Below are 22,439 nucleotides of genomic sequence, written 5' to 3' on the forward strand. Positions count from 1 at the left end.
AAAATGATGCCATTAGATCCGTTTGTAACAGGTGTGATTGAAACGGGGTTAAACGCCCTGCTAAAAGAATCGCCAGAGAGCAAAGCTGCATTGCATCGATTAAAAGAGAAGATTATTCATGTTCATTTGAATGAGTTTAATAAAGATCTCTATTTTATTTTTAGCCAACAGCACGTTGATATCTTGTCTAAATTTGAAGGTGAGGTTGATTGTTATCTTGCGTTGAATTTGTCGGTGTTGCCGCAATTGCGAGAGCAAAACAATATTACTCAATTAATAAAGCAAGATAAGTTAGTGCTTGAAGGTGATCTTAACCTCGCTCAGCAATTCTCTGCATTATTAACAGAATTAAAACCGGATGTTGAAGAGAAATTGTCTCAATATACGGGAGACATTGTTGCGCATACATTGGTGAGTGGCGTTAAAGGCAGTGCATGCTGGATTAAAAAGCAAGTGACGCGTCAAACTCGTCATGCTGCAGAAGTCCTAACGGAAGAATGGAAGATTGCCCCACCGCCTTTAGAGGTTGCGTACTTCTGCGATCAAGTGTCTGATGTTGAAAAACACCTCGCACAATTAGACGCTCGCTTGACGCAATTATTACAGACAGCATCAATGGAGCGCGCATGACCCCATCAGAGCTAAAACGCTTATATCAAATCACCAAGGTTCAACTTGAGTATGGATTGGATGAGCTATTGCCTGATCATGCATTAACTCAATTACCAAAACGTTTACGCAAAGGGTTATTTTGGATTAAGAATCGCTATCCAGAAAAACCATTGGGTGAGCGTTTACGGTTAGCATTGCAAGAATTGGGTCCGGTTTGGATTAAATTCGGTCAAATGATGTCTACGCGTCGTGATCTTTTTCCTCCTCATTTAGCTGATCAATTAGCTTTACTGCAAGACCAGGTCGCCCCCTTTGATGGCCAGCTAGCAAAAGATCAAATGGAGTTATCATTGGGTGGACCATTAGAAAATTGGTTTACGGATTTTGATATTGTCCCATTAGCATCCGCCTCGATTGCTCAAGTACACACCGCAAAATTGAAAGAGTCTGGTCGTGAGATTGTCCTTAAGGTTATTCGTCCGGATATTCGCCCAGTGATTGAAGCGGATATTCGCCTGATGTATCGCATGGCTACCTTGGTAGAGAAACACATACCAGAAGCGCGCCGCCTTAAACCGGTCGAGGTCATCGAAGAATATGAGAAAACCTTAATCGATGAGCTAGACTTAAGAAGAGAGGCGAGCAATGCAATGCAATTGCGTCGCAACTTTGAAGGCAGTGAAGAGCTGTATGTCCCTGAAGTTATTTTGGATGTCAGTTCTGAACACTTGATGGTGTCTGAGCGTATTTATGGTATTCAAGTTTCTGACATCGAGCAACTAGAGAAAAATGGCACCAACATGAAGCTGTTGGCTGAACGTGGTGTGTCGGTTTTCTTTACTCAAGTATTTCGTGACAGCTTTTTCCATGCGGATATGCACCCGGGTAACGTATTTGTAAATCCGGATAATCCAGAGAATCCGCAGTGGATTGGATTAGATTGTGGTATTGTTGGAACACTCAATAAAGAAGACAAGCGCTATTTAGCGGAGAACTTACTTGGCTTTTTTAATAGCGATTATCGTAAAGTCGCACAGTTACATATTGATTCAGGTTGGGTTCCGGCAGAGACTAATGTCGAAGAATTCGAATTTGCTATCCGTATTGTCTGTGAGCCGATTTTTGCTAAACCATTAGGTGAGATATCTTTTGGTCATGTGTTATTGAATTTATTTAACACAGCACGTCGCTTTAATATGGAAGTGCAGCCGCAATTAGTCTTATTGCAAAAGACGTTATTATACGTGGAAGGATTAGGCAGACAGCTATATCCTCAATTGGATTTGTGGGCAACCGCCAAACCGTTTCTAGAAACGTGGATGGCAAAACAAATTGGACCGGCAGCCTTTTTGACTGCTTTGACTGAGAAAGCGCCATTTTGGGCTGAGAAACTGCCAGAACTACCTGATTTAGTTTATGACAGTTTGCGCCAAGGCAAAGTTCTTAATCAACGAATGGATAAACTTTACGCAGGTTATCGTCAAAGTAAGCGTCAACAGGCAAAAGGACAATTCCTATTTAATGTTGGAGCAACTCTGCTGATTTGTTCTGCGGTGTTATTAACCAGTAACATTACTGCGTTAGCATCAATTAGTGCTGCTACAGGTGTCACGTTTTGGCTATTAAGCTGGCGAGCATATCGTTAATAAGCGTTACTCTATTTAGCAATTTTTTAACCCCTAACACGCTGAGGAAATAAGCATGGGTGGTATTAGTATTTGGCAACTTCTTATAATTGCAGTAATTATCGTTCTGTTATTTGGTACGAAAAAATTACGCGGTGTAGGCAGTGATTTGGGTTCTGCTGTTAAAGGCTTTAAAAAAGCGATAAGTGAAGATGAATCAGCGAAAGACGCGAAGAAAGACGCGGATTTTGTTCCTCAGAACTTAGAGAAAAAAGAAGCAGAAACAGTAGAAAAACAAAAGCAAAACGACAAAGAGCAGGCATAATTCGTGTTTGATATCGGTTTTTGGGAACTGATACTGATCTCTGTTGTTGGGCTAGTGGTACTAGGACCGGAACGTTTACCAAAAGCGATCCGATCAGTAGCGCAGTTTGTTGGGGCAGCAAAAAGCATGGCGAATAACGTCAAAGATGAGCTGACTCAAGAATTGAAGATTCAAGAACTTCAAGATAACTTGCGTAAAGCAGAACAGATGAATATGGATGACTTATCGCCTGAACTTAAAAAATCAGTTGAAGAGTTAAAACAAGCGGCAGCAGATGTCACTCGTCCATATGCAAAACCAGAAGAAAAAGTAGAAGCACCGAGTGCAGACACTGAAACTTCCGTTGTATCTGACTCTACCTCTAAAACAAAAGCAGAGTAATTATGTCATCAGTTGAACACTCTCAGCCGTTGCTCACTCATTTACTAGAGTTAAGAAACCGTCTTTTAAAGGCATTAATTGCCGTTATCGTGGTGTTTTTAGGTTTAGTTTGGTTTGCTAACGACATTTATGAGTTCCTATCTGCCCCTTTGGTTGAAAGATTACCAGCGGGTGCAACCATGATTGCAACTGATGTCGCGTCACCATTTTTCACGCCTATAAAGCTGACTTTGGTGGCATCGATATTTGTCGCTATTCCGGTGATTCTTTATCAAGTGTGGGCATTTGTAGCTCCTGGATTGTATAAGCATGAAAAGAAATTGGTCATGCCTTTACTGTTTTCAAGCTCAATGCTGTTTTATGCAGGTGTTTCTTTCGCCTACTTTATTGTGTTTCCATTGGTGTTTAGTTTCTTTACGAACATTGCACCGGAAGGCGTACAAGTAGCGACGGATATCTCCAGTTACCTTGATTTTGTATTAGCATTGTTTTTAGCGTTTGGTATTGCGTTTGAAATTCCTGTTGCCATCATTTTATTATGTTGGACGGGAGCGACAACGCCTGAAACGTTAAAACAAAAACGTCCATATATTGTCGTGGGTGCTTTTGTTGTTGGTATGATGCTAACACCGCCAGACATTATCTCTCAAACCTTACTTGCAGTGCCTATGTGTATTTTGTTTGAGTTTGGTTTGTTCTTTTCTCGTTTCTATGTGAGAGAGAAAACAGATGATGATTTGGAGCAAGATGAAGCGTAGTGCTTGATTGAAGCGAAAATAAAAAGCGTTGATATTATATCAGCGCTTTTTTTATGCCTGATTTTTGGATTTCAAATCGGGTCTTGTGTTGATGAGAAAGTATGTAACCTGAATTCTGGATAAGGCTGAACTAATTGCCCACCTAACGATCAGATCTTTCGACCAAGAATTATTTGAACGTATTTTAAAAGGTGGGCAAGATGAATAAATTAGTTGATATATTTTGTGATGTCGATGATTTTTGTTATCAATTCTTATCTCAATGGGAAAAATACCTTGTTGAGGCTAGTGAGAGAAAAAGAAAACGTCAGTCAGTAATGTCTACTAGTGAATGTATGACTATTGTCATCGCTTTTCATCAATCAAATCATAGAGATTTCAAGAACTTCTATATCGGGTTAGTTCATCAATATTGGAAAGGATACTTTCCAAATTTACTTAGCTACACTCGATTTGTGAGCAAAATGCCTAGCCTAATCGCCCCAATGTGTGCCTATTTTCAATCTATCAAAGGTAAGCCGACTGGCATTGCTTTTGTTGACTCCACGAGTCTTAAAGTATGCCATAACATTCGAATTCCTCGCCATAAAGTCTTTGATGGTGTTGCGAAAAGAGGAAAAGGTACCATGGGATGGTTTTTCGGCTTCAAACTTCATTTATTGATTAACCATCTTGGAGAAATTATTTCGCTGAAAATCACAGCTGGCAATGTAAATGATAGGACTCCTGTACCTGATTTATGCAAAGAACTCTCGGGGAAATTGTACGCTGATAAAGGGTACATAGGTAAAAAGTTGAGTGAGAGCTTAAAGAACTCTGATGTCGATTTAGTGACTACCTCGCGAAAAAACATGAAAGCAAAAGAGATAAGTGCTTTTGATAAGGCTATGTTATCAAAGAGATACATTATCGAAACGATAAATGACCAATTGAAGAATATCTCTCAAATTGAACATAGCCGTCATCGTAGCGTGACTGGTTTCATGCTAAATGTAATTTCAGGCGTTGTGGCTTATTGTTTAAAAAAACAAAAGCCACGAATTAAGCTATCAGAATGTGAATTTGAACTAATCCTCGCTTAAAGCATGTTTTATCCAGAATTCAGGTTATGTAAAGTGATCATCGTCACGCTTCATTTTTCCTGCTATACGAAGACTAAGAGACAAAATGGAAAGGGCTTGTGCGAGATCTCTCACAAGGGAGTGAGATTTAACGCTTTATTTTTGCACTTATTAACGTGGATTTTAATTAAACTATTGAATTTAAAGTATTTTATTTTCATTGATGAATATCTCATATTTTTTTTTGCAAAAATAGTGAAATAGTCTATTGCTGAAAAAAGCGAAAAGCGTAATCTTATTGGTGTCGGAAGGATACTGACACGGAACAGGAACTAGCCAAGGATTTGGTACGCTTCAGGATGAGGCACTCGGTTACTTAGGATGAGTAATCGGCAAGGATAGCAAAATGGACATTGAATGGACGCAATAGTAGCTAGGATGGTTACTACTAAGGAAAGGCGATGGACACCGCTAGGATGGCGAGAAAGGAATAAGCTGAAGGAATCAGCATACTATCAAGGATTTGATGCATGGAGCACCATTAGTAGCGGGATTGCTGCGAGTAAAGTTATAACCCCGTTAGACGAGAGTCTAGCGGGGTTTTTCTTGTTTTGGGCAAAGTAAGAGCAGGGTTCAGATTGGTCGCAAGCTCCCTTAAAGGTTTCTGGGGGATGTGTGATGAGTTTATCTATATTCGCTAGAAACTATACGCTTCGATAACTAGATACTATAAGAGCGAGTGTTGTGACGTTGGAATAACAGCGTTAAAGAATCAGATTTTTCTCTTATAGAAGTGACGCGGTCTAGCCTCTAGTTAGCGCAGCGTATAGACTCTTCCTGAAACCTCTAGCGAAGCGATCTGAATCCTTATTCCCAAAACCCCATTACTCGTGTGCGAGATCTCTTACAAATAAGTGCGCTTTTTCGCTTTATTTATGGATAAATACAATCGGTTATTTAGTAACTTATTGATATTAAGTTAAATTATCTACTGTAAAGAAAGGGCGATAATTCTTTTTGCAAAAATTTGAATTTAGTCTATTGCTGAAAATAATGAAAAGCGTAATCTTACTGGTGTCGGAAGGATACTGACACGGAACAGGAATTAGCCACGGATTTGGTACGCTTCAGGATGAGGCACTCGGTTACTTAGGATAAGTAATTGGCATGGATAGCAAAATGGACATTGAATGGACGCAATAGTAACTAGGATGGTTGCTACTAAGGAAAGACGATGGACACCTCTAGGATTGAGGCAAAACGGATTGCACATCAGGATGATGTAAAGGATACCGCTCAAGGAACAAGCGAAGAGAGTTAACGACGGATTGTTAACGGATCAGGATAAGATCAAGGACACCGCTAGGATGGCGAGAAAGGAATAAGCTGAAGGAATCAGCATACTATCAAGGATTTGATGCATGGAGCACCATTAGTAGCTGGATTGCTGCGAGTAAAGTTATAACCCCGTTAGACGAGAGTCTAGCGGGGTTTTTCTTGTTTGGGACAAAGTAAAAGCCTATACGCTGCGCTAACTAGAGGCTAGAACGCTTCGCTTCTAGTAAGAGCAAAAGCCGATTTAGAATCTTGATGAAATATGGTATCAGCAACCTCCTCTAACTCCCCCTTCTATTGATATTATCGATCCCAGTAATTCATAGACAAAGGGGGAGAACCTTCATTGTTGCGTATATTTCAGCGATCACAATACCGTTCCTCCCCTTGAGTAAATATCTTATGTGATCACCAATGTCGATATAAGGGGAGGCTAGGAGGGGTTGTGAATGCAGGGTTTAATTGTTCAGTATTTTTTTGATCTTATAGTTAGCGAAGCGTATCGTTTCTAGTTGTATTAATCATTTACGACAATCACCTCTGAACTCTATTTTTTCTCTTAAATCTCAAAAAGTCTTTTCGCATTTTTCGTCGTAATCGCATCGACATCGGCCAAGCTCATTTCACGTAAATCAGCCACACGTTGCGCGACTAATTGTGTGTACGCTGGCTCATTACGCTTACCACGGTGTGGTACTGGTGCTAAATATGGGCAATCGGTCTCTAGAATTAAGTAATCCATATTCAAGTGAGGAATGATTTTATCCATTCCGCCATTTTTAAAGGTAGAAACACCGCCTAATCCTAAATGAAAGCCTAGATCATTGATTGCTTTTGCTTCGTCAACCGAGCCGCCAAAACAGTGGAATGTGCCTGATAACGAGCCATCCTGTTCTTTTTTTAGAAGGCTTAATGTTTCTTCAATAGAATCACGAGTATGAATAACAACAGGCAACGTCATCTCTTTTGCCCAGTTTAATTGGGTGATAAATGCCATCTCTTGTTCAGCTTTAAAGGTTTTGTCCCAGTATAGGTCAATACCTATTTCACCTACTGCAATGAAGTTGTGCTTCTCAAACCATGCGTGAATAGTTGCGAGAGTTTGCTTAACATCGGCGTTCACATAGCAAGGGTGTAAGCCCATCATTGAGCGGCAAATGTCAGGGTAAGCGGCTTCTGTTTGAAGCATAGGTTCAATGGATGCTAGATCGATATTTGGCAGTAATATTTGATTAATACCTTGTTCTAAAGCTCGCTGAACAACCGCATCACGATCGTCATCGAATTCTTTTGCATAAATATGAGCGTGCGTATCTATCATGATAAAAGCCTTAAAATAAAATTCTCTTTCTATCATACCAAGTTCATAGCAAAAATCAGATCTCTAAGAATAAGGAAGAGAAATATGATGAACATTTATGGGCGATAGTTGGATTCAAAAGACGATGGGTATATATTGAATGCATCATAAATACAAAAGGAGCTCAGTGTGTCTGTATCCATTCAAGGTACGTTTCCAAACCGTCGTATGCGTCGTATGCGTAAGCATGAATTTAGCCGTCGTTTAATGGCTGAGAACCAACTAACCGTTAATGATTTAATCTATCCAATGTTTGTGCTGATGGGTAAAGATCGTCGTGAAAGCGTAGATTCTATGCCTGGCGTTGATCGTTTATCGATTGATTTACTGCTTGAAGAAGCCCAGCGTTTATATGAGTTAGGGATCCCTGCCATTGCATTGTTCCCGGTTGTGTCTCAGGACGTAAAAAGTTTATGTGCAGCAGAAGCTCATAACTCTGAAGGTCTTGTTCAACGTGCCGTTAAAGCATTGAAAGAGCACATTCCTGAGCTAGGCGTGATCACTGATGTGGCATTAGACCCATTCACCACTCATGGGCAAGACGGGATCATCGATGAAGATGGTTACGTAATGAATGACATCACAACGGAAGTCTTGATCAAGCAAGCACTTTCTCACGCTGAAGCGGGTGCGGATGTTGTTGCACCATCAGATATGATGGATGGTCGTATTGGTGAAATCCGTAAAGCGCTAGAAAAAGCGGGCCATGTTCATACACAAATCATGGCGTACTCTGCAAAATATGCCTCTTGTTATTACGGGCCGTTCCGTGATGCCGTTGGTTCTTCGTCGAATCTTAAAGGTGGCAACAAGAAGAACTACCAAATGGATCCAGCCAACAGCGATGAAGCGATTCATGAAGTAGCAATGGACATCAATGAAGGCGCTGACATGGTCATGGTGAAACCGGGTATGCCATATCTGGACATCGTTCGTCGTGTTAAGACTGAGCTTCAAGTACCTACCTTTGCTTATCAAGTATCAGGTGAATATGCGATGCACAAAGCCGCTATTATGAATGGTTGGTTGAGTGAGCGTGATACGGTGATGGAGTCGTTATTGTGCTTCAAACGTGCCGGCGCTGATGGCATCCTAACTTACTTTGCAAAAGACGTAGCAGAGTGGTTGGCGGAAGAGAAGAAATAAGATCAGGGTTCAGATCGCTTCGCTTAAAGGTTTCAGGGGTGGGTGTGGTGAGCTTTGGTGTTAACTAGAGACTATACGCTGCGCTAACTAGAGGCTATTCAGTGCTGTTAACTTTTTTCTAAAAAATAAAAAAAGCATGATGATTTTAGTTAATCATCATGCTTTTATTTTTCCTGAATCCTGAATCAATCTAGCTCTTGATTTTGCTCTTATAGAGTAAGCGTGCGGGGAACTACACCTAACAAATAAAATTCATTATGCGTATCTTACGATCTTTCATTTAACGAGAACGTAATTATGCAAAAAGATAAAAAGAGAACACCAGAGCAATGGCACGCTCTATTTGAATCTCAGCAATCTAGCAAGCTTAGTGCCGCTGAATTTTGTCGTAACCATAATATTCTGCCAAAGACATTTAGTGCACGTAAAGCACGATGGAAACAAAAGATTAACGCCACTCCACAATTACCAGATATTCAACTTTCTATCGGAAAATTGCGATTAACATTGCCAGCTAATACTGAACCTCACTGGATAGGACTCTTATTAAAAGGGTATCAATCATGAATGTATTTACTGATGTTTCCACCATTTATCTTCATCGTGATTTTGTCGATTTTCGCAAGGCCATTAATGGCCTTGTCGTGATTGTTGAGCAAGAAATGCAACTATCACCGTTTAGTGATGCTCTATTTATATTTTGCAATAAGCCTCGTGATAAACTCAAAATATTGTATTGGGATAAAACAGGATTCGCTTTATGGTACAAGCGATTAGATGAAGACCGCTTCAAATGGCCACGAAATATAAATAACGATACGTTAGCATTATCAGAGCAGCAACTGACACTGCTATTACAAGGTTTTGATATCTTAGGACATCAACCGGTACATTATCAAACAACCCTTTAAATAGTTGATTCTCAGTCAAGAATAGGAGGCAACCGATTGATTACCTGTATTATCGTTATATAGTCATCTACATGACTGATAAAATAAAACCACTTCCTGATACCATTGACGAGCTGAAAGCACTTGTGCTTCAGCTTGAAAATAAATATAACCGTCTTCTAGAGCAATTTCGACTGGCTCAACATCAGCGCTTTGGTAAAAGCAGTGAATCTGACTCGACTCAATTTGATTTATTCAATGAAACAGAAGAAGAAATCATCATTGAAAATGATGACACACAAACGATTACCTGAAGACTTACCGCGTACTGTTATTATCCACGACATAAAAGATAAAACTTGTAAGTGTTGCGGTCTAGAGATGCATGCGATGGGTAAAGACATCAGTGAAAAGTTGGAATTTGTACCAGCTAAAGTGGAAGTTATTCAACATGTTCGTCCTAAATATGCTTGCCGAAATTGTGAAAAAAACAATACTTCAGTAGACATTAAACAAGCCCCAATGCCAGCGTCACCAATCCCTAAAGGGATTGCGACCGCAAGTTTACTTGCTCAAATTATTACGGCTAAATTTCAATACAGTCTTCCACTTTATCGTCAAGAAACGTTATTTCAGCAATGGGGTATCATTATTGGACGGCGAACGATGGCGGATTGGTTAATAAAATGCTCGGTACTATTTACCCCTCTTAATAACGAGTTACATCGTATTTTGCTTGAACAACCCACTCTGCATTGTGATGAAACAACGGTAAATGTGTTGGATGTTGAAAAAGCAAAATGTTATATGTGGGTCTACTGCTCTGGCTATGATTCTCCAGGCTCTGGTGTTTTGCCTGGAATTGTACTTTATGATTATCAATCTAGCAGGCATGGCTACCATCCAGTTAACTTTTTAAAAGGTTATAACGGGTATTTACATACCGATGGTTACCAAGGTTATGAACAAACTGAAGCGATTTTAGTTGGCTGTTGGGCACACGCACGTCGACGATTTATTGAGGCTCAACGTGTTCAAGTAAAAGGGAAAACAGGGAGTGCAGATTGGGTATTGAGTAAAATCCAAAAGCTATACCGGATCGAATCGTTATTAAAAGAGGCTTCCCCTGAAGCCAAGTATGTTGCTAGGCAGACAGAAGCCCGCGATTTACTTAAAGAGCTCCGTGATTGGCTTGATAGCGCAGTTAGTCGAGTATCACCTAAAACAAAATTAGGTGAGGCGATTAGCTATACATTAAATCAATGGGATAAATTAGTTCGTTATATTGATGATGGATTGTTATCTATTGATAACAATCGAGCAGAGCGAGCGGTTAAACCGTTTGTTATCGGCCGGAAAAACTGGTTATTTTCGGGTTCAACGGCTGGTGCAGATTCAAGTGCAATGCTTTACAGCATTGTAGAAACAGCAAAGGCAAACGGATTAATCCCTTACGATTATATTAGGTATTGTCTAGATCGTTTATGTGTTGGATCGCCAGATATCGATTCACTTTTACCTTGGAATGTAAAAGACAAGGTGTAGTTCCCCGCACGCTTACGAAACGTTAGGTTTTGTAGAGCGAGTAAAACGGTTTGATAAACGAGGGCGACAGCGAAGTAACTTGTATCAACTGCGTATTCCAAAAGATAGCCATATTGAGGTGTGCAGTTTACGCACTGAGGAGGAGGAAGCTGACACACCCACAGAGGGGGTCACAACAGTTAGTCGTTCACCCCAATAAACAGCGCCGCCTGAGCAGTTAGGGCATTTTGTTAACAACTGGCTACGACGCAGCGCCAAAACCCTCTCTTCCTCTAAAGGAAAAAGCCATAAACCCACTTATCAGCCAATAGACAACTCAGCATCAACCATTGGATTACCGATAAGGCACATTGATGTCTTGGTGAACGCTCATAGAAAAAGCGGAACAAAAGAACCCATAGAGCACCGCATTCAAGCCATGTTAGAGAAAAGCAACAATAAGTAAATACAAAAATAAGACCGAATAAATAAGCTATGGACCGCGAATGAAGATATTAAAACAATCTGAAAAACAACAAATTTTAGCAAGGCATATTACATTAGCGAATGGCCGCCCGCGAGAGCTGCTAGATCTAATGCAGAAAGTCTACCCGACTCCGATAAGCAAAGCATACATTTGCCAACAGTTATCAATGCACGGTGAATACGCATTTCGCTCTGTTTTGAGAAACGCCAGTATCTTTATTGATATAGATGCCATTAATGAAACAGATAAACCCACGATGTATCGGTTAGGAAACCAATACATACAGAGCGCACAAATACGCATAATATTTCAAATAATGGCAAGTTAAAGAGTGATATTAATAGGAAAACAGGGTGTATTATGTGAAGAAATGGGATAAAATGCAGAAGACTAGAGACTAGAGACTAGAGACTAGAGACTAGAGACTAGAGACTAGAGACTAGTTCGCTTCGCTGCCATAAGAGCTAGAGTCGTTTATTCGGCTCTTTTTTACTTATGATTTTATTGTTTTCAGAGCAAAGCGTTTTAGTTAGTACTGCGTATAGTTTCTGAAAAACACACATCTATGAATTTCATGCGTCAGGAATACGCGATCACCTGCGGGCGGTAGCGTGTCTGGATTGTTTGAATGGCCTATTGGAACAAGTTGAAGAAATAGGCATTTTCAAATAATTACAGTGAGATAGTCTGATTAGAGTGTCTCAAAATGGATAAAAAGCAGGGCAAGATCGTGAACGTTTTTTAAACAAAAAAGATCGGTTTGACGATCTCATTTACTTGTGATCTTATACTCCTTTTTTAGGGAGCCAGTATGCATATCGACAGCTTCAAAGAGCATTTTAAAATCATTGCTGATCAACGCCAAAGTGCGAAAGTTACTTACCCTCTGTTTGACGTTTTATTTGGTTCTCTTTGCGCTGTGATCGCCGGTGCTAAAGGCTGGTTTGACATTCGAGAGTACATTCAAGGCCATCACCATTGGTTTCAAAAGAACGATATGTTCATGGTTGATATTCCTGCTGACGATACTATTGCTCGGATCATATCAACGATAGAGCCGGTGCAGTTTCACGAATGTTTTTTGAACTGGATGCAATCAGTACATACTTTGACTGAAGGTCAAGTGATCGCAATTGATGGTAAAACACTTCGCGGCTCATACAACCGAGAAGACCGAGCCAGCACAATCCATATGATAAGTGCTTACGCCTCTTCGAATAAACTGGTGCTTGGACAGATAAAAACCGACCAAAAGAGCAATGAAATTACCGCCATTCCTGAACTTTTAAAGATGCTAGACTTACGTGGTGCTCTAGTCACCATCGATGCGATGGCATGCCAAACAAAAATTGCCAAAGCCATAGTTAATCAAGACGGAGACTACTTGCTTGCGGTTAAAAACAACCAAGGTCAACTGCGTAAAGCGGTAGAGAAAGCGTTTAGTCATCAAAGAGCTACGACAGCGCAAGACATAGAATTCGAGAATGGCCATGGCCGTGTAGAGTCACGCCAGTGCTATGTGCTCAACAGTGATGTTTTAGAAGGTAATTTCTCTCGTTGGACAGGGTTAAAAAACATCATCATGGTTGAGAGTTTCCGGTATAAAAAAGGAAAATCCATAGGGCTAGAATATCGCTATTACATTAGCTCGAAAACATTAACAGCAGAGCAAGCAGCTAATGCTGTTCGTGAGCATTGGGGCATAGAGTCGATGCACTGGATACTTGACGTTAGTATGAATGAAGATGCCTGTCAGATATACAAAGATAACGGTGCGGAAAATCTATCCTGTCTACGTCACATGGCTCTGAATATGCTTCGGGTTGAGCCAACGAAAGTGAGTATCGTCGGAAAACAAAAGCGTTGTTTAATGAATATATCAATGCTGGAAAACGTGTTGATTGCGGGGTTGTCTAAAAACTAAACACTCATGCGGTTGCCCTGGGATAAAAAGTGTCTCAGCTCAATTCTGAAAGCGATAAAAAGCAGATGTCCAGTATTATTGTTATAACTACAACTATGCGAGTGTCGTTTATATCGAGAATCTAGGGCCTTAATCACAAGTGAAATTATGAGCTTTGTTTTTTCATAATAAATAGATTAAATCTAGCGTGAGTAAAAAGCATTCATGAAAAAGAAACTATTAATCATAGGCGCAGGTGGTTTTGCTAAATCGATAATCGATAGTATCAACCATACCGAAGTAGAACTAGTTGGTTTTATTGATACTTATAAGCAAGGTTATCATCAGGATTATCCGATTATTGCTAACGATATTAATGGAATATTGAATCCTGACAATTACGTATATTTCATAGGAGTGGGCGAACCTCATTCTCGTTACAACTTCCTTCATTTACTAAAAGAAAAGCAACTTAAACTCATTAATATTATTGACTCTAGTGCGATGGTCTCCCGCAATGTTGAATTAGGTGAAGGCATTTATATTGGTAAAATGTGCATCATTAATAGTGATTCAAGATTACAAGATGGCGTAGTCGTTAACACCCGCTCTTTGATTGAGCATGGTAATGTAATTGGTTGCTGCACAAATATATCAACGAATGTCGTACTTAATGGTGATGTTGTAGTCGGCGATAGAACCTTCGTGGGAAGCTGCACTGTAGTGAATGGGCAAATTACAATTGGTTCTCAGAGCATCATCGGTTCAGGTTCGGTCGTAATTCGGAACATTAACGATAAGATTGTTGTTGCGGGTTCTCCTACGCATTTAATTCGAGAAATCGTTTAACTAATTTAATTAGAGAATAGCATAATGAAAAAAATTTACATTGTTGCAGAAATCGGCTGTAACCATAATGGTGATTTTAATTTAGCAAAAAAAATGGTTGATGAAGCGAAAAAAGCCGGTGTGGATGCGGTAAAATTCCAAACCTTTAAAGCAGACCAACTAATATCTAAATTTGCACCTAAAGCGGAATACCAAATAAAAGTAACAGGCAACGATGAGTCTCAATTAGAGATGACGCGTAAACTGGAACTACCTTATGATGAATTCATTAAGCTAGAAGAATACGCAAAAGAGATCGGCCTTGATGTATTCTCAACGCCATTTGATTTTGATTCGATCGATTTCTTGGCATCTCGTGAGCAAAAAACCTGGAAGATCCCATCGGGTGAGCTATTAAATCTGCCTTATTTAGAAAAAATTGCCCGTTTGCCAATTGCAGGCAAAGAGATTGTCATTTCGACCGGTATGGCTACCGTGGAAGAGATTCAGCTAGCACTGGATGTGCTTGCTAAAAATGGTATGAAGCCAGAAGAGATCACTATCCTGCACTGTAATACCGAATACCCAACGGCATTTGAAGATGTAAACTTAAATTCCATTGCTGGTTTTAAAGAAACTTTTAAGCAATATAAAATTGGTTTTTCGGATCACTCGCCAGGTTATTTTGCCAGTATAGCATCAGTCCCATACGGTATCACTTTTATTGAAAAGCATTTTACCTTAGATAAGAATTTTCATGGGCCAGATCATAAAGCTTCGGTAACGCCTGAAGAATTAACATTGTTATGCCAAGGGATCCGTGCGGTTGAGCAAGCATTAGGTAGCCATGATAAACTGGTGACAAACTCAGAACGTAAAAATAAGATTGTGGCGCGGAAATCGATAGTGGCAAAGTTTGATATTAAGAAAGGTGATGTGTTTACGCTTGATAACATTACTACTAAAAGACCGGGTAATGGTATTAGCCCTATGTCTTGGTATGAGGTGTTAGGTAAAACGGCAGAACAAGACTTCAGTGAAGATCAATTAATTGCACATTCTGAATTTGTAGCACAAGAGGTATAACAAATTGACTCTCAAGAAGATAGCGATTATTCCAGCGCGCTCGGGTTCGAAAGGGCTAGCTAATAAAAATATTTTAATGTTATTAGACAAGCCATTGATTGCCTATACCATCGAAGCTGCAATAGATTCTGATATCTTCGAGAGAGTCATAGTGTCAACCGACTCGCAAGAATACAAGAGTATTGCCGAGCAATATGGTGCAGAAGTGATGATGCGTAGCGACGCGTTAGCATCTGATAGTGCAACCTCATTCATGGTCATTGAGGATATTTTGCAAAAAGTATCTGGTTTTGATTATTTTGTATTATTGCAGCCAACGTCCCCCTTTCGTCACGGCGCACACATTAAAGACGCTGCATTACTTTTTGAGCAGTCAGATTATGCGAATTTTTTGGTTTCGGTAGCAGAGAGTGGCAAAAGTGCTGATTTAATTAAGCCGATAGATACAGATTTAAGCCTGCAGTATTTTGACTTAGATTTTAGTAATTATCGCCGCCAAAACAGTAAAGAATATAGTCCTAATGGCGCGATATTTATTGGTCGTAATCAAGAATACTTAAGTAAAAAACATTTCTTTGGTGCTGATAGTATTGCTTATATTATGAATAAAGCGGATTCAGTCGATATTGATGATAAGTTAGACTTTGAGTTAGCTATTAGTATTCAACAGCAAAAAAATAAGCAGCAGATCCTATTAAAGTCAATTCATCAGCGTATTGCCGAAAAGCAGTCTACAATGAATGCCGCATTACCTATCACGTTAATTGGCCACTCAATTTTTGATTATTGGGATATTGATGCATTAAATAGCCTACAGGTAAATAACTTAGGTATTGCTGGTATTAGCAGCAAAGAGTATTTAGATTTTATCTTGACGCCGAATTTACTTACTCAGTTAGGTGATAAAGTGGTGCTGTTTGCCGGCACTAATGACATTGTTATTGATGGCTGGACACCAGCATTAACACTGCAGTGGATCACTGAAATTATCAATATATTAGCTGATATTAATCCAAATGTTGAGATTTACTTGCTTTCAGTGCCACCTGTGCGAGGACGGATCGATCGCAACAACGCTGTGATCAATGAATTAAATGATTATCTTCACGAGCACCTAACCAATGTGAGCTGGGTGGCATTAAGTTCAGCGTTTTATGACCAATTTGGTAATTTACCAGCAGAATTTACACATGATGGTTTACATTTTTCTCCAGAAGCATATCAACAATTAGAGCAAGAAATAGCGGAAGCCCTGTAATGAAAAGACTACTTTATATCACAGGCTCTAGAGCTGAATACGGCATTATGAAGCGACTATTACTGGCACTAAAAGATGACAGTGAGATTGAATTAACCATAGTTGCTACTGGTATGCACTGCGACGAGAAATATGGCTTAACTTATCAAGTAATCGAAAATGATGGGTTTGTTATTGATAAGTTGATTGATATTCATATCAACACTGAAAATAACGCCAATATTTTAGCTTCAATGTCTATCTGTCAGGCTGAATTTGGTCAGTATTTTCAAGACAATAAATTTGATGCTGTAATGATATTAGGTGATCGCTATGAGATATTCTCTGTTGCGATAGCTGTAGCTATGCATAACTTACCTATCATTCATTTACACGGTGGTGAGAAAACATTGGGCAATTATGATGAGTTTATACGTCATGCTATTACCAAAATGAGTAAATTGCATTTAGCTTCTACAGAAGAGTATCGTCAGCGTATTATTCAAATGGGCGAGCATCCTGATAGTGTATTTAACATTGGTGCATTAGGGGCAGAAAACAGCCTACTAATGGATTTACCGACAAAACAGATGTTAGAAAATCGTTTTGGATCACTGCAAAATCCTTATTTTATGGTGGTATTCCATCCTGAAACCTTAACGGACACACCGCTTGCTGAACAGATGAACGCATTACTCTTGGCGCTTAAAACATTAACACTAAAGTACGACCTTATTTTTATTGGTTCAAACTCAGACACCGGTGCTGATGAAATTACAGTTAAAGTTAAGGCGTTCTGCGATGAGACGAACTCTCGCTATATGACGTCTGTTAAGCCTGAAGAATATTTAGCACTAAATAAGTATGCACAAGGCCTAATTGGCAACTCATCATCTGGTTTAATCGAAGTGCCTTCATTAAAAGTGCCGACGATTAATATCGGAGAACGGCAGAAAGGTCGCGTACGAGGTGACACGGTCATTGATTGTGAATGTACAGCTGAGGCTATTTTAGCTTCGGTTACGGATAGCCAGTCGGTAGTATTTCAACATACAGTACAGAAGGCTGCTAATCCATATTATCAACAAGCAGTATTAGAAAATGCTTTGACTGAAATTAAACAGTTTATGCAGTCATCAGTACCATTATGTAAAGATTTTTACGATCTAAACATAAATAATCAGTGATAGGTTGCTGTTTATGAGTTTATTAAAGGGCGCCCGAGTTTATCTGGTGTCAAATATATTAAATGCCATTATTCCTTTTTTATTATTACCAATTTTAACACGTTATTTAAGTCCTGCTGAATATGGTCAAATTGCCATGTTCCAGACTTTATTAGCTGGTATCGGTACTTTTATTGGTTTAAATGCCGTTGGTGCTGCTGAGCGTAAGTTTTATGATGGTGATGTAAGTGAAACTGTTTTAAAAGAGTTTAATGGTAGTTGCATGCAGATTTTGGCTGTAAGTAGTGTGCTCGTTTTTATATGTATTGCATTATTCCAGCAACAGCTTAGTGAATTTTTAGCTATACCGACGTCTTGGGTTTTAGCGGCTGTAGGTATTAGCATTCTAGGTTTTATATCGAGAATCCGCTTAGGTCAGTGGCAGATAAGGAACCAGGCTAAATTGTTTGGTATGCTACAAGTCAGTAGTAGTTTGATTAATATGTTATTGTCTATTCTGTTTGTGGTTGTTCTAGAACAAGGTGCAGAAGGCCGGATCGATGCTCAAGTCATTACTGGCTTGATTGCCACGATGGTCGCATTGGCTTGGTTATATAAAGATAATCTATTGCAAGTGCGTCTATGGCGACCAACATATATTAAAGAAGTGCTAGCTTTTGGTGTGCCACTTATGCCTCATTCGATCGGCGGTGTCTTGTTGAATTTATATGATAGATTTGTCATTAACCAGCAGTTAGGCATTGTCGATGTCGGAATTTATATGGTGGCAGTGCAGTTAAGTTCGGCAATGCTAATTGTGTTTGATGCTATTAATAAAGCCTATGTTCCGTGGTTATTTGAACGGTTGAAACATAATGATGCGCAAGAGAAACAGAAAATTGTAAAAAACACCTATATCTATATGGTTAGTATCCTGTTATTAGCGGGGCTTGCATTCTGGATTGGACCTTTATTTATTACGTTAATTGCAGGTGATAAATATAAAGCGGCAGGTGAAATCATTGGTTGGCTATGTTTAGGTCAAGCATTTAGTGGTATGTATCTCATGGTCACTAATTATATTTTCTTTTCTAAAAAAACGAGTTACTTAGCATGCATTACGATTATAGCTGGACTGATTAATGTAATATTGTTATTTGTCTTTGCTAAACAATTTGGACTAGTTGGTGTTGCTATGGCCTTTACTTTATCTAAGTTAATACACTTTATAATGACATTTTATATTTCTAATAATGCTTACAAAATGCCTTGGGGATTAAAAATAAATGATTAATATTGAACTAAACCCAATAGTTAACCTAGAAACGTTTGATTCAATAAATAGAAGCGTTGGTCTAAGTGGTTTTATTCGGGCCAAAAATGAAGGTGAATATATTTATCAAGTTATCAGTTCTTGGATTGATTTACTTGATGAATTAATTGTTGTTTTTAATGATTGTTCAGATAATACTGAATATGAAATAAAAAGAGCAATTAATGATTTTGGTGGTAAAGTAAAAGCTTTTAAATATTTACCTAAAGTATTTGCTCAAGGTTCAAAAGAGCATGTTGAATTACCACATGATAATGTACATAGTTTGGTTCATTATTACAATTACGCATTATCAAAAACGACATGTAAGTATGCGGTGAAGATTGATGGTGATATAATCTATGATACTTCTGCGACAGATATAATTCGTTCTTACCTAGCTAACTCATCTGAGACTGATTACTTTAAATTACATGGTGTTAATTTAATTGATAATCACGGTGAGTTATTTATACCTTCAAATTCTATATTTTGTGGTATGAATGGTGATTTATGTATATTCCCCGTAAGTAAAAACAATATATTCAAATGGAAAAAAGAATTCGAGTTTTTAGATCTGTCTGGATTAAGTGATGCCGGTGGAGTGTTTGCTTATTACCATATGAAATTTATTAAAAAAGACATGGGTTTTAGTAACTATTTGCTAAAGGACAACCCCCAGAGTCGCTACGTGAAGATAACAAAAGAATTTATAATACGTTTGCGTTTTTTAAGCATTGAACGAACATTAAATAAATTCAATATAACTTTGAAATTACCGAACACATTAAGAATTAAAGCAAAAAGAAAACGTGATTTCAAAAAAGATTATAAAGATGAATTGTGGAATTGTGGAATTGTGGAATTGTAATTAGCAGTCGTGATGTTGCTACCTATCTTGTCATGAAAATAGTACGAAATATGAAATCTAGATTAGTTAGTGTTGTAAAAAAGATAACTAGTTAAAGTATAGATGATATATATCAAGTTAAAGTTTTAAGTTGAATAATCATGTCTTTAATAAAGAGTAAACAGATATCAAATAGTGTATATAGTAAAGTATTGATGGTTGAGTCATTGTATTCCATAGCATTATACACACATATAAATAAAAGCCTTACAGATACATTAGTCATCATGGGTGATAACATAAGCTTTCAAGAAGTGTTAGCGGAAATACCCAACTATATTATCTATCACAAAAATGTAAGCCGCATATCTAAATTGGAATTAATCATGTTGTCTAATGGTCTTTTTCCAAGACGATTCAAATATTTAAAACCATTTTTTGATACAGCGACAGAGTACTATGGACATGATCATTTGTTTTTATCACCTTTATTTTATGCTAGAAAGCTTAATTTAATTGAAGATGGAATAAAAAATTATCAACCACCAGTAAAAAGAAACATCTTTAAACGCTGTGTTTTGTCGTTATTAAGAGTGCCAGTTAGTAATATGGGTTATTGTGATTATGTATCGAAAATATACCTAACTGGATTGTCGGACACCCCATTGGATATAATAAGCAAAGTATCATTAGTTAATCGTAATGACTTTATTTCTAATTTAGATGTGATGCTAAACAGTGTTTTTAAAATAAAAACAATTATGGTTAAAAATGTAACATTACTCATAACGCAACCGCTTAGTGAGGATGGTGTTCTAACGGAAAAAGAAAAAATAGATATTTATAGTAGAATAATTAGTAAATTTGAAAATGTGATAATAAAACCACATCCAAGAGAATTGACTAACTATCAGGTGAATTTTCCAAAATGCAGTGTGTTAAATAATTATAATCTAGTCGAATCGGTTATGTATGATAATAAATTGAAAAATGTAGTTACACTATTTTCAACTGCGATTTATGATTTTGAAGAGCAAACAGATGCTAATGTAATCTATTATGGCACAGCAGTGCATGATAATTTAATTAGGGCATTTGGGTATATTGAAGGTAATAGTAAAATTTAATGTGAATAAAGGCGCTGTTGACCCAGGGTCCACGCATGTTATTTACGCAGTGATGCCTAATATTTCGGGATATAATTTTTTAAAATAGCTTGAATTCGGTGTTTAGAAATGATCTTATACTGTTAACAAAAAAAATGAATTACGACGAGTTTAAAGAGCATTTTAACATATTAAGCGATACACGTCAGTCGAGAAAATCGACGTATAATTTCTTTGAAGTAATGTTCCAAGTAGTTACCGCAATGTTGTGTGGAATGAAGACCTGGGACGAGATAGATACCTTTGGTGAAGAGAATTTAACGTGGTTTAGAAAATTTAGCGATTACTCTCATGGAGTACCGAGCCACGATACCATTGCTCGAATAGTTAGCTTGGTTGACCCAGATGAATTTTCAATTTGTTTTACACGGTGGTGCAATGATATTCAGTATGAAAAATCATTAGATACGACTCATGTAGCGATTGATGGGAAATTATTAAGAGGAACATATGACTATAGTAAAAACAAATACTTAACTCATATGGTAAATGCTTATTCTGTTGATACAGGCTTGGTTTTAGGTCAATTAAAAACAGATTCTAAGAGTAATGAAATTACGACAATTCCTGAAATACTAAAGCTAATTAAAGTTAAAAACAGAACTATTAGTCTTGATGCAATGGGCTGTCAGAGAACAATTGCAGCAGATATTGTTAATAGAGAAGGTGATTACTTATTAGCAGTGAAAGGTAACCAAGAACGCTTACATAATATGTTATTTAAATAAATTTTCTTTTGCTCAACTTGCTCATTTAGAGTGTGATAAATTTGAAACGGAAGAAGTCGGTAAGCGCGGAAGCAAAATGGTTAGGTCTTATTATGTTGTGCCATTTACAGAAGTATTTGGAGACTTCTCTGTTGATTGGAAAGGTCTAGAAAGTTTATGTATAGCAGTGACTTATAATAAACATAACAAAAGTAACTCAGGCTCTTTAGGTATTAGATATTTCATATCATCTAAGAAATTATCAGCAGAAGAGTTTGGTAAATTATGCCGAGGCCATTGGGGTGTAGAAAGCATGCATTGGTGGTTGGATAGCGTAATGAAAGAAGACGATAGCAAGATAATGTATCAGCATGCTGCAGAGAATTTATCTAGGATCCGCCAGATGTGTATGAACTTCATAAAATTGGTGAATTTAAAAGGAACGTTAAAGAAACGGCAGTTGAAATGTGCACTTAATACAGACTTTAGAGAGATAGTATTATTTGGCACTTAGCTGTAATTTAACATTTTGGCAACTCATGCGTAAACCCTGAACCCAAGGTTTACAAGGGATAGCGCTTACTTAGAAATAAGAGCGACTGTCTCAAAATAGATTTAAAGTGTCTCAGCTTGGTTCTATAGGCTGAGATTGGGATGTGTGATTTTTCAATTCACAACGT

General features: G+C 38.1%; 21 protein-coding genes and 1 pseudogene. 21 read left to right on the plus strand and 1 reads right to left on the minus strand.

What is annotated here, in order from left to right:
- The first annotated feature begins 6 nt into the window (after positions 1-6).
- The 6 genes from VSAL_RS15750 to VSAL_RS15775 all read left to right on the plus strand — a co-directional run bounded on the left by VSAL_RS15750 (position 7) and on the right by VSAL_RS15775 (position 4,783).
- Complete coding sequence (locus VSAL_RS15750; protein ID WP_012551398.1) at positions 7-630, plus strand: ubiquinone biosynthesis accessory factor UbiJ; 624 nt, start codon at positions 7-9, stop codon at positions 628-630.
- Positions 627-2,258 (plus strand): ubiquinone biosynthesis regulatory protein kinase UbiB, encoded by a 1,632-nt coding sequence (ubiB, locus tag VSAL_RS15755; RefSeq protein ID WP_012551399.1) that lies wholly within the window; start codon positions 627-629, stop codon positions 2,256-2,258. Before VSAL_RS15750 ends, ubiB begins: the two co-directional genes overlap by 4 nt.
- Positions 2,259-2,313: 55 nt before the next feature.
- Positions 2,314-2,562, plus strand: coding sequence for a Sec-independent protein translocase subunit TatA (gene tatA, locus VSAL_RS15760; RefSeq protein WP_012551400.1), 249 nt, complete (start codon positions 2,314-2,316; stop codon positions 2,560-2,562).
- Positions 2,563-2,565: 3 nt separating this feature from the next.
- Positions 2,566-2,943 carry a Sec-independent protein translocase protein TatB gene (gene tatB / locus VSAL_RS15765; RefSeq protein WP_012551401.1) on the plus strand — a complete coding sequence of 126 codons (378 nt, stop codon included), beginning with the start codon at positions 2,566-2,568 and terminating at the stop codon, positions 2,941-2,943.
- A gap of 2 nt (positions 2,944-2,945) precedes the next feature.
- On the plus strand, positions 2,946-3,701 hold the full coding sequence (tatC, locus tag VSAL_RS15770; protein ID WP_012551402.1) for a twin-arginine translocase subunit TatC: 756 nt from the start codon (positions 2,946-2,948) through the stop codon (positions 3,699-3,701).
- 200 nt (positions 3,702-3,901) lie between these two features.
- Positions 3,902-4,783, plus strand: coding sequence for an IS982-like element ISVsa6 family transposase (locus VSAL_RS15775; protein ID WP_012548944.1), 882 nt, complete (start codon positions 3,902-3,904; stop codon positions 4,781-4,783).
- A 1,873-nt stretch (positions 4,784-6,656) separates the two neighbouring features.
- Here VSAL_RS15775 and VSAL_RS15785 read toward each other — a convergent pair.
- On the minus strand, positions 6,657-7,418 hold the full coding sequence (locus tag VSAL_RS15785; RefSeq protein WP_044583347.1) for a TatD family hydrolase: 762 nt from the start codon (positions 7,416-7,418) through the stop codon (positions 6,657-6,659).
- A 168-nt stretch (positions 7,419-7,586) separates the two neighbouring features.
- Here VSAL_RS15785 and hemB point away from each other — a divergent pair, with 168 nt between their 5' ends.
- From hemB to VSAL_RS24105, 15 genes and pseudogenes are all read left to right on the plus strand, one after another.
- Positions 7,587-8,603, plus strand: a complete 1,017-nt coding sequence (hemB, locus tag VSAL_RS15790; protein ID WP_012551404.1) for a porphobilinogen synthase — start codon at positions 7,587-7,589, stop codon at positions 8,601-8,603.
- Between the two features lie 297 nt (positions 8,604-8,900).
- A complete protein-coding gene (gene tnpA, locus VSAL_RS15795; protein ID WP_012549325.1) occupies positions 8,901-9,170 on the plus strand; it encodes an IS66 family insertion sequence element accessory protein TnpA in 270 nt (89 codons plus the stop codon).
- Positions 9,167-9,514 carry an IS66 family insertion sequence element accessory protein TnpB gene (tnpB, locus tag VSAL_RS15800; RefSeq protein WP_012548924.1) on the plus strand — a complete coding sequence of 116 codons (348 nt, stop codon included), beginning with the start codon at positions 9,167-9,169 and terminating at the stop codon, positions 9,512-9,514. The genes tnpA and tnpB overlap by 4 nt, the downstream gene beginning before the upstream one ends.
- Positions 9,515-9,585: 71 nt before the next feature.
- A pseudogene (gene tnpC / locus VSAL_RS15805) lies at positions 9,586-11,038 on the plus strand (IS66 family transposase).
- Between the two features lie 485 nt (positions 11,039-11,523).
- Entirely contained in the window at positions 11,524-11,832 is a 309-nt protein-coding gene (locus VSAL_RS15810; RefSeq protein ID WP_012551405.1) for a hypothetical protein, read from the plus strand.
- A 483-nt stretch (positions 11,833-12,315) separates the two neighbouring features.
- Complete coding sequence (locus tag VSAL_RS15815; protein ID WP_012551406.1) at positions 12,316-13,428, plus strand: ISAs1-like element ISVsa13 family transposase; 1,113 nt, start codon at positions 12,316-12,318, stop codon at positions 13,426-13,428.
- A 204-nt stretch (positions 13,429-13,632) separates the two neighbouring features.
- The gene (locus VSAL_RS15820; RefSeq protein WP_012551407.1) at positions 13,633-14,256 is read left to right on the plus strand and encodes an acetyltransferase; all 624 of its coding nucleotides are present in this window, start codon (positions 13,633-13,635) and stop codon (positions 14,254-14,256) included.
- Positions 14,257-14,280: 24 nt separating this feature from the next.
- On the plus strand, positions 14,281-15,321 hold the full coding sequence (gene neuB / locus VSAL_RS15825) for an N-acetylneuraminate synthase (RefSeq protein ID WP_012551408.1): 1,041 nt from the start codon (positions 14,281-14,283) through the stop codon (positions 15,319-15,321).
- 4 nt (positions 15,322-15,325) lie between these two features.
- Positions 15,326-16,579, plus strand: a complete 1,254-nt coding sequence (locus tag VSAL_RS15830; RefSeq protein WP_012551409.1) for a cytidylyltransferase domain-containing protein — start codon at positions 15,326-15,328, stop codon at positions 16,577-16,579.
- Complete coding sequence (gene neuC, locus VSAL_RS15835) at positions 16,579-17,745, plus strand: UDP-N-acetylglucosamine 2-epimerase (RefSeq protein ID WP_012551410.1); 1,167 nt, start codon at positions 16,579-16,581, stop codon at positions 17,743-17,745. Before VSAL_RS15830 ends, neuC begins: the two co-directional genes overlap by 1 nt.
- Positions 17,746-17,758: 13 nt before the next feature.
- Entirely contained in the window at positions 17,759-19,018 is a 1,260-nt protein-coding gene (locus tag VSAL_RS15840; RefSeq protein WP_044583348.1) for a lipopolysaccharide biosynthesis protein, read from the plus strand.
- Positions 19,011-19,907 (plus strand): hypothetical protein, encoded by an 897-nt coding sequence (locus VSAL_RS22345; RefSeq protein ID WP_012551412.1) that lies wholly within the window; start codon positions 19,011-19,013, stop codon positions 19,905-19,907. Before VSAL_RS15840 ends, VSAL_RS22345 begins: the two co-directional genes overlap by 8 nt.
- A 266-nt stretch (positions 19,908-20,173) precedes the next feature.
- Positions 20,174-21,013 (plus strand): glycosyltransferase family 52, encoded by an 840-nt coding sequence (locus VSAL_RS15850; RefSeq protein ID WP_158306885.1) that lies wholly within the window; start codon positions 20,174-20,176, stop codon positions 21,011-21,013.
- A 134-nt stretch (positions 21,014-21,147) separates the two neighbouring features.
- Positions 21,148-21,780 (plus strand): ISAs1 family transposase, encoded by a 633-nt coding sequence (locus VSAL_RS24100; protein WP_083799300.1) that lies wholly within the window; start codon positions 21,148-21,150, stop codon positions 21,778-21,780.
- Positions 21,764-22,273 (plus strand): ISAs1 family transposase, encoded by a 510-nt coding sequence (locus VSAL_RS24105; protein WP_269447619.1) that lies wholly within the window; start codon positions 21,764-21,766, stop codon positions 22,271-22,273. The genes VSAL_RS24100 and VSAL_RS24105 overlap by 17 nt, the downstream gene beginning before the upstream one ends.
- Positions 22,274-22,439 lie beyond the last annotated feature (166 nt).

Origin of the sequence: Aliivibrio salmonicida LFI1238 (assembly GCF_000196495.1) — a bacterium.
GTDB lineage: Bacteria > Pseudomonadota > Gammaproteobacteria > Enterobacterales > Vibrionaceae > Aliivibrio > Aliivibrio salmonicida.

Excerpts from the sequence above, each read along its gene's own strand:
- VSAL_RS15750 (WP_012551398.1), top strand. The coding sequence starts at position 7 with ATGCCATTAGATCCGTTTGTAACAGGTGTGATTGAAACGGGGTTAAAC.
- ubiB (WP_012551399.1), top strand. The coding sequence starts at position 627 with ATGACCCCATCAGAGCTAAAACGCTTATATCAAATCACCAAGGTTCAA.
- tatA (WP_012551400.1), top strand. The coding sequence starts at position 2,314 with ATGGGTGGTATTAGTATTTGGCAACTTCTTATAATTGCAGTAATTATC.
- tatC (WP_012551402.1), top strand. The coding sequence starts at position 2,946 with ATGTCATCAGTTGAACACTCTCAGCCGTTGCTCACTCATTTACTAGAG.
- VSAL_RS15775 (WP_012548944.1), top strand. The coding sequence starts at position 3,902 with ATGAATAAATTAGTTGATATATTTTGTGATGTCGATGATTTTTGTTAT.
- VSAL_RS15785 (WP_044583347.1), bottom strand. The coding sequence starts at position 7,418 with ATGATAGATACGCACGCTCATATTTATGCAAAAGAATTCGATGACGAT.
- tnpA (WP_012549325.1), top strand. The coding sequence starts at position 8,901 with ATGCAAAAAGATAAAAAGAGAACACCAGAGCAATGGCACGCTCTATTT.
- tnpB (WP_012548924.1), top strand. The coding sequence starts at position 9,167 with ATGAATGTATTTACTGATGTTTCCACCATTTATCTTCATCGTGATTTT.
- VSAL_RS15810 (WP_012551405.1), top strand. The coding sequence starts at position 11,524 with ATGAAGATATTAAAACAATCTGAAAAACAACAAATTTTAGCAAGGCAT.
- VSAL_RS15815 (WP_012551406.1), top strand. The coding sequence starts at position 12,316 with ATGCATATCGACAGCTTCAAAGAGCATTTTAAAATCATTGCTGATCAA.
- VSAL_RS15820 (WP_012551407.1), top strand. The coding sequence starts at position 13,633 with ATGAAAAAGAAACTATTAATCATAGGCGCAGGTGGTTTTGCTAAATCG.
- neuB (WP_012551408.1), top strand. The coding sequence starts at position 14,281 with ATGAAAAAAATTTACATTGTTGCAGAAATCGGCTGTAACCATAATGGT.
- neuC (WP_012551410.1), top strand. The coding sequence starts at position 16,579 with ATGAAAAGACTACTTTATATCACAGGCTCTAGAGCTGAATACGGCATT.
- VSAL_RS15840 (WP_044583348.1), top strand. The coding sequence starts at position 17,759 with ATGAGTTTATTAAAGGGCGCCCGAGTTTATCTGGTGTCAAATATATTA.
- VSAL_RS22345 (WP_012551412.1), top strand. The coding sequence starts at position 19,011 with ATGATTAATATTGAACTAAACCCAATAGTTAACCTAGAAACGTTTGAT.
- VSAL_RS15850 (WP_158306885.1), top strand. The coding sequence starts at position 20,174 with ATGGGTGATAACATAAGCTTTCAAGAAGTGTTAGCGGAAATACCCAAC.
- VSAL_RS24100 (WP_083799300.1), top strand. The coding sequence starts at position 21,148 with ATGAATTACGACGAGTTTAAAGAGCATTTTAACATATTAAGCGATACA.